7 protein-coding genes are annotated in these 11304 nt (G+C 69.6%); all 7 read right to left on the bottom strand.

Annotated elements, in window-relative coordinates; all coding sequences use genetic code 11:
- Positions 1-1338, bottom strand: a 1338-nt coding sequence (locus ACIO5D_RS27435) for a peptidoglycan-binding protein (protein WP_400798586.1), incomplete at its 3' end; no start/stop codon positions are given.
- Between the two features lie 52 nt (positions 1339-1390).
- Positions 1391-2224 carry a hypothetical protein gene (locus ACIO5D_RS27430; protein ID WP_400798583.1) on the bottom strand — a complete coding sequence of 278 codons (834 nt, stop codon included), beginning with the start codon at positions 2222-2224 and terminating at the stop codon, positions 1391-1393.
- Positions 2225-2404: 180 nt separating this feature from the next.
- Positions 2405-3895 carry a hypothetical protein gene (locus tag ACIO5D_RS27425; RefSeq protein WP_400798580.1) on the bottom strand — a complete coding sequence of 497 codons (1491 nt, stop codon included), beginning with the start codon at positions 3893-3895 and terminating at the stop codon, positions 2405-2407.
- On the bottom strand, positions 3888-4988 hold the full coding sequence (locus tag ACIO5D_RS27420) for a hypothetical protein (RefSeq protein WP_400798577.1): 1101 nt from the start codon (positions 4986-4988) through the stop codon (positions 3888-3890). The genes ACIO5D_RS27425 and ACIO5D_RS27420 overlap by 8 nt, the downstream gene beginning before the upstream one ends.
- On the bottom strand, positions 4985-5914 hold the full coding sequence (locus tag ACIO5D_RS27415) for a hypothetical protein (protein WP_400798574.1): 930 nt from the start codon (positions 5912-5914) through the stop codon (positions 4985-4987). Before ACIO5D_RS27415 ends, ACIO5D_RS27420 begins: the two co-directional genes overlap by 4 nt.
- Before the next feature lies 1 nt (position 5915).
- A complete protein-coding gene (locus ACIO5D_RS27410; protein ID WP_400798572.1) occupies positions 5916-6824 on the bottom strand; it encodes a hypothetical protein in 909 nt (302 codons plus the stop codon).
- A complete protein-coding gene (locus tag ACIO5D_RS27405) occupies positions 6821-11287 on the bottom strand; it encodes a phage tail tape measure protein (RefSeq protein ID WP_400798569.1) in 4467 nt (1488 codons plus the stop codon). Before ACIO5D_RS27405 ends, ACIO5D_RS27410 begins: the two co-directional genes overlap by 4 nt.
- Positions 11288-11304: the final 17 nt, after the last annotated feature.

Below are 11304 nucleotides of genomic sequence, written 5' to 3'. Positions count from 1 at the left end.
GCCCTGGGCCTCCTGGAAGGCACGGCAGGCGTTGCGGTCGGCATCGCCCCAGCGCGGCCCGGGGCCCTCGTTGTAGAAGCGGCCACCGCCCCGGGAGACGAGCATCTGCCCCAGCCTGGTGACGTGCCAGTTGTTCGCGCCGGGGCCGAACTGGTCGGCACCGGGGAAGGCGTTCGGGTCCGGGGCAGGCTGCGGAGCGGGCTCGGCGGGAATGCTGTTGCCCTGGCCGGTGACCAGCAGTTCCCATGTCGTCGGGCCGGGGATGCCGTCGGCGTCGCCGCCCGTCCAGCCCTGGGCCTCCTGGAAGGCACGGCAGGCGTTGCGGTCGGCATCGCCCCAGCGCGGCCCGGGGCCCTCGTTGTAGAAGCGGCCACCGCCCCGGGCCACCAGCAGCTCGCCGAGGCGGGCGACACACGCGTTGTTCGCGCCGGGGCCGAACTGGTCGGCACCGGGGAAGGCGTTCGGATCCGGAACCGGCTGCGGCCGGGAGGGCGTGCTGCCGCCGGGCACCTTGCCCGTGTCGAGGTTGCCCGGATCCCAGTGGTCGTTGCCCGGGACGTGGCAGTGCCCGTAGTGGCCGCCCTTCGACTGCCAGATGTCACGGCGCCGGGACATCGGTGCGGACGGCGAACTGGCAGGCGGCCCGGCCGGCCAGGTGTCCGGCACGCCGTGCGCCCGGGCGGCCGCGAGGAGCAGCTGGAAGTTCGGCTTCGCGGCCGGGTCGAAGCCGTCGGTCCACGGGGAGCCGGCCCGGGCGACGACCTCCACCTGGATGTTCACCGAGCCCTCGCGGTTGGTGCGCCGCGTGCCGTCGTTGGCCAGCGCCCGGCCGGACTGGGTGAGCGGCCCGAACTGGCCGAGCCGGTCGCTGGTCGGGTCGTACAGCACCTGGGGCTCAACCCCGGCCGACCTCAGGTAGGAGCCCATAGAGTCGAAGTACCGGGCGCCGGAAGGGCATTCGGTGGTGTGCCAGGTGACCCGGGGCCCGGACTCGGGGTGATCCATCGCCCCGCCGATCACCTGCCCGCCGAGGCGCTCGACACCGTCGATGTAAGCCGGGCCGGACAGCTTGCGCGGCCGTCGGCCGACGGCGGCCGGGCCAGGGTCGGGGGCGCGGACCTCGTACGGGTCGGCGTCGGTCGGCACGTAGTGGTCAAGGTCGCCGTCCTCGCGCAGCACGTACAGCGCGCCGGGCTGGCGCGGGTGCTCGCGCAGGAACCGCGGGGAGCTGTCGAGCGCGGCGATCGCGCGGACCTGGTCGACGTGGGCCTGGTCGACGATGCCGCAGTAGGTGGTGGATCCGTCGGGGTGGACGACGGCGGCGTGGAACTCGGTCACGGGTTCCCCCTTCGGTGGGGTGAGGGGTAGGAAAGGCGGGGGCGGCGAGCGGTCAGGGCGCGCCGGCCGGGCGGAGCTGGATCGCGTCGATCTCGCGGCGCAGCGCGGCGTAGATGTTCAGCGGCAGCAGGAACTCGCCGTCGAGGCCCCAGCTCCCGCCCCAGGAGTTGCGGACGCGCAGGACGGTGTGCTCCGGGTCGACCCGGCCGTGCGGGTCGAAGCCGAGCTGCTCAACGCCAATGGCGCACACCTCGTGGCCGCCAGCCACACCAGAGGCCTCCCAGCTGGTCAGCTCGCCGATGTTGCCGTTGGTCGGCGGGGTGAACCAGGCGTTGTACCAGGGCAGGCCGAGCAGCACCGGGCCGTGCTGGAGCAGGCTCACCAGGGCCGTGGCGGTGGTGGCGTGGACGTAGGAGTTGATGAGGCCGCGCCGGTAGGTGGCGCGGGCGACGCCGAGGCCGGAGGAACCGCAGTCGTCGTGCGGCCACTGCTGGGACAGCCACTCGTCCTGGCGGGTCGCTTCCGAGTACAGCCGGATGGTCCACTCCTGCGCCGCGACCGCGTCCGCCAGGTCAAGGCCGGAGGAGGCGCACTGCCCGGCGCTGAGAACCACGGACAGAGCGGTGGCGGCGGCGTTGGCGGTGCAGCTGCCGAGCGCGTCGACGTCGTCGGTGCCGTCCACCAGGAGGCTGGTACGGATGCCCTGCTGGAGCAGGTTCTGCTGGTCGAGGACCGGCACCTTGGGTTCCCAGTGCACCGCGCGCAGGGCGGCTGGTGCCGGTTCGTGATGCTGCCAGCGCAGGGAGCGGGCGTCGAGGACCTGGTGCCGGCCAAGGGCCGGGTGCTGGTTGTAGAGGCGCACGGAGATGCCGTGGCTGGTGGTCATGCTGGTCCGCTCTCCCCCGTGCCCGGTCAGATGGCTGTGGTGGCCCCGGCCGGAGCTGGGACGTCCCTCGGGGGCGGTGCGGACCGCGTGAGCGGCGGCGGACGGAGGGTCGTCCGCACATGATCAATGATAGAGCCGCAGCGGTCGTGCGCTGTCGTGCTCACTCCCGCTGTCTCTGCGTCAGCCCAGGTCCCAGACGCAGCGGGAGAGGGAGACGAAGCCGTCACTGATGGGGCTGCTGGAGACGACCTCGATCCGGCCGTCCCGGTGGATGAACACGATGACCCCGGCTGCGCCGCCGGCCGCCGGCCGGAAGATCTCGTCGACGACGGGGGCGTAACCGCTGGGCAGGGTACCGATCACGCCGCTGGTGAATCCGCCGGGCACGCTGGCCACTCCACGCAGGGCCACCGTGCCGTCGGTCTGCTTCTTCACCTGAACTTTTCGCCAGCTTCCGGGTGTGCCGTCCCCGAGGTTGCCAAATGTGGGCTTGAACGTGATGTCGGTCCAGGTCTCACCGTTTGTGATCTTGGAGAATGCGCCGAGGACGATGTTCGCGCTGGGGCCGACGGTGAGGTCCCCGCCGCTGATCTTCACGGGGCTGTTGATGTAGAGGCCGCTGCCGGTGGCGTAGCTGAGGCTGGAACCGTCGGCCAGGTCGACCTGGAACAGTGCGGGGTCGATGTACACCATGCCGTGCTTGGCCGGGTTGGCCTTGGCCCGGACGAACAGCCTCACCATCCCCTCGGTGTCCCCGTCACCGGCACTGCCTGCGATGCTCGCCTCGCCGTTGAGGCCGGTGGCCCCGCTGGCGCGCAGCATGAAACGGGCGACGCCGGAGTACGCCGACCCCGGCTTGCCACCGCCGAGCAACAGGGTGGAGACGTGCGTGCCACCGGTGTCGGCGATCCGCGGGCTCGACAACGTGGTGACCGGGGTGGCTGGCGAGTCGTCGACTGGCGCCACAGCCGCCGTGAACTGTGCGGGTGCCTTCTCTGCCGCCGCACCGGAGTAGAGCGTCACAGCCGGGTTGGGATCGCCGGTGAGCGGGTCGTTCGGGGTGAGGGTGACCCGGCGACCGGAGGTCCCCGTCTGGACGGTTGAACCAGTCACGGTGACACCGGTGAGGGTGAACCCGTTAATGGCGTTGGCCTCAAGATCCGGACCGTCAGCTCTACGCGGCGTTCCGGAAACGGCGGTGGTGACCGGGCCGGCGACGCCTGCGGTCGTCCGGGCGCGCAGGCGCACCCACCACTGCGCGTACCCGAGGGGAACGGTCACGGGGCCGCCCTGCGGGGTCTCGATGGTACCGACCAGAGTAGCCGCACTGGGGACGAACGTCGCGTTGGTGCCGACGTGCACTTCGACCCGGGAGAAGTCCAGCGGCGCGGCCACCGCGCCCTGCCATGTCCCGTCCCAGGAGACCGTGAGCGCGGCCAGCGCCGGGGTGACGGCCGGCTTGGCGGGTGTGGGCGGTACGGGCCCGTTGGTGACGTTCACTGCGGTGGTGCCGTCGCCCTGCTGGCCGATGACAGCGCGAAGTGACCCACTGCCGTCGTAGACGTTCACGGCGCCGTTCTCGATGCTGGAGTGCTGGAGGCGGGGTGAGGACTCCAGCCGTTGGAGTCGTAGTTCCAGCGCAGCCATGCGCCAGCCGATGTTCTCAGCCACTGGTGCTCCCGTAGGTGAATGACGCGGACGGTTCCAGGTCGATGGTGTAGGTGTCGGTGTCGGGGTGGGTTGTCCAGCCGGTGATGCGCATCCACGTGTCCAGGTCGGTCCAGCGGTTGTGCACGGTGGTGCGGACGTCGTCGCCGATCTGCCAGGACCCGGCCGGGGCGGCCGGGTGGTGACGCACGGTGATCTGGTGGACGGTGCCGAGCTGCTGACGGCCGATCCGGGCGGCGGAGGCGAGGGAGGCGAGCAGGGTGTTGTCGGTGATGTCGGGCCGGGAGAGGAGGCTCTCCAGGCGCAGGCGGCCGTCGCGGACGGAGTTGACGGCGCGTACCGCATCGCGGCCCTCGCCGGCGCCGGTGGCGATGACGGTGTTGGCGTAGTGGTCGTAGTCGTAGGTGACGGCCGGCGACTGGATGATGTTGACGCCGGTGGCGAACGAGATGTCGTTCCGCCGGGTACCGAGCCGGGGGTAGCCCATACGTACCCGGCGGACCGGACGGCCATCGGGCCCGGCTTCGGCGGTGTGGGTGTACTCGGGGTGGTCGGCAGCGGCGGTGAGGGTGTCGACGATCTCGCCGAGCACCGGGTTCGTCCACCACGGGTAGGTGATGGGCTGCTCGGTGGTGCCCACCCGCAGCGGGCTCACCGCGGTATCGAGCTGGACCCGCAGGTTGCCGTCCGGCTGCTCCTGGGCGTATGCCCACACGTCGCTGATGATCTTGCACGGGTCGGCCTGGATGTAGGGACCGCGGCTGCCCAGATCCCCGTGCAGATCGTGACGGCGGCGCAGGTAGCTGGGCCAGCCGGCTCCCTCCACCGTGTAGACCTCGCCCTCGGGCTCGACCAGCCACAACAGGTAGCCGTCACGGATCTGGTTGTCCCGTACCGGGTAGACGACGGTCGACCCTTTCGACAGCAACTGGGGGTTGGCCTTGACGAACCTGGGCTTCAACGTGGCTTTGAGCGATCCGGGACCGTCGAGCTGGGGGCCGAACTCCACGTCCTGCAGAGGCAGCGCCGGGTGCAGCACTACGTCGGTGAGGGCATCGGCCAGAACGTACCGCCACAGCCGTCCAAGGGCGGTCACAGCAGGCCCTCGACCCACTCGATGTCCAAGAACAGACGGGTGGCACCGTTGGTGTCAATGGTTCCAGGGTCCGGGTGAACCTGGGTCTGAATCTTGAGGGTCTGGGTGGTACCCCGGATGTCGGCCGGAATCGCCATCACGTCGCCGATCATGTGGTTCGCGCGACGCCAGCCGGTGCCGCCGTCATCGTCGATCTGGCTGTTCGCACCGGCCGTGGTGTTGAGCATGTGACGCAGGTCGGCGAAGAAGTTCCCGCCGACCAGGCGCAGCCCGGACATGGTGGTGGACAGAATCGCGGTCACCGCCCAGGAGGGGATGTCGAGCTGCCAGCGCCCGGAGCTCGGCCAGTCCTTCCAGGTGTCGTTGGTGTAGGCGATCGGGTCGTAGGGCTGACCGACGAGCGGGTACATTCGGCGCTCGCGGCGCGGGTTGGCCAGGAACCGCAGGTCCTTGACCATGTCCGAGGTGATCACGGACGTGCCGGGGGGCATGTCGATGCGAGCCAGGGGCAGCGCGGTCCAGCCTGCGGGCGGCCGAGTCGCGCTTGAGACGACGTTCGACGCCACGGCGAACTCCACGGTGGCATCGGTGGCCGGGTTGAGCCCGCCCTCGAACTCGGGATCCAGGACGCGCACGCAGACCATGTCGGAGCGGGCGGTAGAGCCGGTCGGCGCGATGTCAACGTCGAACGAGCCGATGTTGTAAAACGTGTAGTGGCCCTGCCAGGTACTGGTGCGGCCCTTGGCGATGCCGGAACCGTCCGCGATCCGCACCTTCGTACCGGGCACCGTCAGCGAGCTGACCTTGAGGTCACCGCCGGCGGTGACGCCCTCGTTGCCGCGCGCGAGGTCGCGGATCATCAACCTGAACGACTGGGCGGGGTGCGTGGCCCCGTTGATCATCAGCGGTGTCTTCACCAGGGCCATATCAGGCTGCCTCCTTCTTGAGAGTGCGCCAGGCCGGCCACCAGGTGGCAGTCAGCAGCGCAGTATTGGTCGGGTCGGTCGCTGCGAACTGCAGCTGGGAACGGCCAGGCGGGATCACGAACTCGTCGATCCGGTCCCCCCAGCGCAGCAGCGTCGCAACGTTGCCGTCGCCGTCGTTCAGCACGGTGCGCCAGCCCGGCCGGGTGTCGATCTCCACCCACTGCCCGGCGAGCAGGGAAATGGTCAGGCCGATGCTGCGCGCGCTCTCCACGTGCGTGATGACCGGGTTGACGCAGGGCCCGTTGATCCGCAGGACGGGCCAGGTCGACGAGGTCCCGGGGTTCAGCAGCGTGCCCGGCGGCTGACCGGAAGCCACCGCAGCGGTGACGACCGGTGCCACAACCGGGGCGGCGAATCCACCCTGGCTGATCGAGCCAAGCCGGATCTGTGTCTGCTCCGGCTGGTCGGCATAGAACAGTGGGTCGGTGGCCATGAACTCGATGTCGAGCGGCACCCAGCCGTGGACCAGCTGCTCCTGGTCCTCCTCCAGCTTGCGCAGCCGCCCGCGCAGTACCCGGACCGGCCGGCCCGGATACTTCAGGCGCAGTTGGGCGGTCTCGCCGCCGACGAGCCGGACGCTGTCGGGGTCGGCCTGCTCCTGGAGCGCGGCAAGGATATCGAGTGCGGCCGCCGGGTCGCCGGGACACTTCACCGCACAGTCAATCCGGACCAGGCGGCCGCCGTACTGCTCGGCGCCCGGCCACAGGCCGTCCTCCCCGGACGGCTCAACATCGTTGATCCGCTTGTCGGGCAGCCCGAGGACGATGATGGTGCGGATCGGCACGTTCGTACCGGCGCCGATCAGGACGCCGCCAAGGTCATGCTGGTGGTCGATCAGGGGCGTGGTCAACGGCGCCGGATCCCTTCACGCTGGGCCCGGCGTACCTGGTAGGCGATACCGGAGGTGATCTGCTGCTCGGTGGCGCCGGGCCGGGTGATGTTGACGGTCTGCTGGCCGATCAGCGGCTGCCCGTTCGCCTTGTCCTGGACCACGACGACGGTGGTGGCACTCGGACGGGCGGTCACGAGCTTGGCCGCCAGCGGGGCGGGGATCTGCGGCAGGCCGGGTCGGGCAGTGGCGTACGAGCGGGCCGCCAGGCCGGTGCTGAAGCCGCCGTCGGCGAACTGGCGGGCCCGGCCGTTTCCTAGGCCGTAGACGACCTGCCCGCCGAACCGCCGGGCAACTTCGTCGAGGATCTGCTCCGAGCGGCCGCGCTTGGCCAGGCTGAGCGGGATGTAAGCCTCGCCGCCGGTCTCGTCCTCCGCCCACACCCGCCATTCGCCGGCGCGGGCGATCTGCGCGACGTGCTGCTCGCCGCCGTTGGCGAACGCGCGGGCCCTGATCCCGCCGTCGGCAAATGCCGAGCGGATCCCGCCATCGGCCTCGATCGCCCGGTTCTCGTACGACATGCGCCCACGGGTGCCAGGGGCGGACACCTCCTGGACGGTGACCGTGACGGTCTTGTCCCGCAGGGTGTTGAGCGCGCCCTGGATCCTGTCGATGCCGCTCTGCGCCGTGCCGGTCGGCACGGTGACCTTGACCTCGCCACCGGGCAGGGTCTGCACCTTGAACCCGATGTCGGCGAGGGCCCTCTGTGCCTCGGCGGTCAGCGCGGTGATGGTGACCGACTTGTCCTGGGTGTTACGGATCTCCCGCTGGACTTCGGTCAGGCCCTGGATCGCGGAACGGGTCTCGGCAGTCATGGTGATGGTCTTGTCCGCGATCTGGGCCTGCGTCTTGATCAGCTGGTCCAGGCCGGCGCGCGCCGTATCGGTGAGCGCCGTGATCTTGACCTCGCGGGTGCCGGGGATCGTCTCCACCGTCAGCCCGAGGGAGCGCAGCATGGTCTGCGCGTCGGCGGACAGCGCCTCGACCTTGATCTCAACTGCCTTGGGCTGCGCCTTGACCTGCGTCTGTACGGCAAGCAAGTCGGCCAGCGTCGAGTCGACGCCCTCCGTCTTGAGCAGCACTGCGACCTGGCCGGGGATCAGGCCCATGCTGTTGGCGACCTGGTCGGCCTGGTCCTTCGTCAGCCCGTACGACTGCGCCAGGTTGACCGCGGCGGAACGGCCCTTGGCCATCTGGTCGGCGGCCGCCTGGATCGACGTTGCCATGCTTTCGCCGTGGGCCTTCGACAGGTTGTAGGCCTGGACGGCGGCCGCCCCCGAGGCGTCGACGATGCCGTTCAGGTTGTTGTAGAGCGCCTGACCGTTGCGGGTGGTGGTGTTGATCGCCCCGGAGGCCTGGACGAGGGCGTTGCCCCAGCCGTCGGCGCTGTTGATGCCGTCCTTGATCGCATCGTTTCCGGAGAGGATCGCCGAGTTCAGCCGCGCCTCGGCAGCCTGCATGCTGACGGTCCCGCCGTTCAGCAGGTCCAACGCTTCCTTCAGACTGCGGGTGCGGGAGTCGGCGTCCCCAGTGGTGTCCGACAGCCCCTTTACCGCCGTCTTCAACCTGTCGAAAGCAGTCGTACCGTCGCCGGCGCCGCGCTGTGCGTCCGCCATCCGCTTGACGTTGTCGATGCTCTCCTGGAGCTCGCCCTTCACCCCGCCGAGGGCGTCGGCCGCGCGCTTCGCGTTGAGGCCGATATCGGTGTAAACGTACGACCCGCCGGCCGAGGTGGTCACCCACGTCCGGTTGGCGTCGGCGGTTTGCTTCAGGCGCTGCTGGAGGGTTTCGAGAGAAGTGCCCTGCCCCAGGTAGGCATCGGTCAGCTCCCGCATCGGGACGTTGGCCTTCTCCAGCGTCTGGACCAGCTTGTCCTTGCTGTCCTTGACCTTGGTATCCACGAGGACCTGAGCGGCCTGGGCGCGAACGTTGTCGTTGATGACACCTCCGCTCTCCTTGAGCGCGGAGGTCAGCGTCTTGATGCGTTGCTGGTGTTCCTGGGCAGCCTGGGCGGCGGCCTGCTGGCGCTGGGCCAGCAGGCCAAGGCCGAGAGTGACGCCAAGCATTACGATGCCCCATGGGCCGCCCATGAAGCCCATGAGGCCGGTCATGGCACCCTTGAGGCCGGTACCGACGGCCGCTGCCGCGCCTGCCACACCACCGGTGAACCCGCCGATGTTGGCCTGGGCGTTCCGGAAGGAGCTGGCCATGGCGCCGATGATCGGGACGCGGTTCTCCAGCGCGGCGAACGCGGCACCCAGGCGGCCCATACTCACGCCGGAGGCCTCGGCCAGCGTCCGCTGATACGTCATCTGGTCGTTGAGACCGCGCCAGGCCCCCGTGACGCGGCCGCTGACGGTGCTGGCGACGCCTTCCATCACCGGGCCGACACGGCGGGCCAGCAGCATTGCAGCGATGGCCAGCTGTACTGGTCCAGGAAGCTCAGAAAACAGGGTGATGACGTTCCCGAGGATCCGGCCGATCGGCACCAGGGCGCCGGATACGAACACGATGGCGCGCCCAGCGAGGTCCATACCGGTGGCGACAATGTCCAGCACGCCAACGCTTCGTTCACCCTCCCGGTTGAAGCCCGCGAAGGCCTTCACAACGGGTTCGGCACCGTGCGCAAGGTTCCGTAGAACGTCGGCCAAGGTCCGACCAGCGATGTAGATCCCGCGCAGGCCGGTGGCAGCGATCTCCCACGCGGTGTCCTTGAGCGGTTCGGCAAGCGACCGAACGTAGCTGCTGGCCACACCGACGCCCGAGCGGAACTTTTCGGCCATCGTGGGGCCGTAGAGGGTGGCGAGGTCGTGGCCGTAGGCGATGACGCCCTTAAGCGCTGGCGTCCCGTCGGACAGGAGGCGGGTCAGGCCGCGGGCGGCCTTCTCAAGGCCGGGCGACATCTCGTTGTACAACTCGATGCCAGTCTGCTTGACCTGCGTTTTGAGCTGGGTCATGGCACCGGTGAGCCCCTTGCCCTGGGACTCGGCGATCTGGGATGCGGCACCAACCTCGCGAACGGCCATGTTGAGGGCGTCGAAGGAGGCAACGCCCTGGTGGGCCATGGCGATCGCCCCGCTCATGGCCGGCTTCCCCATCGCGTTCTTCACCGCCGCGGTGAAGTCCTGCTGGGACATGCGGTGTTCAGCTTGCTCGAGCTGCTCGATGACGTACCGCAGGCCCTTGAAGTTGCCCTGGGCGTCGTACGCCTGGATCCCCAGCTCCTTCAGCCCCTGGGACATGGCCTTGGTGGGGCTGGCCATGTTGGCGAGCATGCCGCGCAACGTGGTGCCTGCGGTCTGGCCGAGGATGCCGGCTTTGCCGAGCATGCCGACGCCAGCGGCGGCTTCCTCCATGGAAACGCCGAGGCCGTGAGCAACCGGCCCGGCGTACTTCATCGCATAGTAAATGTCGATAATATCGCCGCTCGCCTGGTTGGCGGTTGCAGCGAGGACGTCAGCAGCCTTGGACGCCTGGTCAGCGCCCATGCCGAACTGGTCCATCATGTCGCCCAAATATTTAGCGCTGTCAGCGGCGTTGACCCCGGCGGCCGCTGACAGTACGAGGGACGCTCTCGTGGCGTCCATAGCCTGGTCAGTCCGGAAACCAGCCTTGGCCAGTTCAACCATGGCCTCGGCGGCATCGGCAGCAGTGCTGCGCGGCAGCTTGAGGTCGTTGCCCAGCTGGAGAGCGGTGGCAGAGGCCCGCTGCATCTGCAGGTTGGTGGCGCCGGTGACCGCACCGAAGGTGTTCAGCCCGGACTGGTACTCGTTACCAGCCTCGACCATGCTGTGGAGCCCAAGGATCAAGGAGCCGCCGGCCAGCATGGCGCCCATCGACACGAGATGCTGTTTAACTGTCTGGGCCATCGTGCCGACGCGGCCCAGGTGCTCCTCCCCGGCGTCGCCGATGCGCCGGATCCCGCCCACCGAGGTATCGGAGGCAGCCCCAAGATCACGAACCTCGCGGGTGGTGGCGCGCAACGCCCCGACGAGGGCGCGCAGTTCGGTCTGGGCGGCCTGGGAGCTGGTGGCCACGCCGCGCTGGGAGCGGGCCGCGAGATCACCGGCAGACGCAGTCTCCCGCAGGTGGGTGGCGGCCGCATCGGCGGCCTGGCCGGCTTCACGCTGCTGGGTTCCGGCTCGCTGAGCATCAGTCCCGAGGGTTCGCAGGTCGCGGCCGGCCTGGCGGGCGTAGTCACCGGTGAGGCGTTGCTGACGGCCGGAGTACTGGGCATCGGTGCCCAGGTCGCGGACGCGGCGGGACGTCCGCTGGGATTCGTCTCCCAGCGAGCGCACACCGCGCTGCGAGGTCTCGGTCTCACGGCCGAGTTCGCGGGCGGACTGTCCTGCCTGCCGCAGGGTGATGGCCAGTTCACGGCCGTCACCGCGCAGCCGCAGGAGCAGATTCCACTCCGCGCCCACCAGGCACCTCCCAATCC

The organism is Kitasatospora sp. NPDC087315 (assembly GCF_044744345.1).
GTDB lineage: Bacteria > Actinomycetota > Actinomycetes > Streptomycetales > Streptomycetaceae > Kitasatospora.
Note: the sequence above shows the minus strand (reverse complement) of the source record. Positions and strands in the feature narration are given on the sequence as shown.

Coding starts and splice junctions, on each gene's coding strand:
- ACIO5D_RS27415 (WP_400798574.1), bottom strand. CDS start 5,914: ATGGCCCTGGTGAAGACACCGCTGATGATCAACGGGGCCACGCACCCC.
- ACIO5D_RS27430 (WP_400798583.1), bottom strand. CDS start 2,224: ATGACCACCAGCCACGGCATCTCCGTGCGCCTCTACAACCAGCACCCG.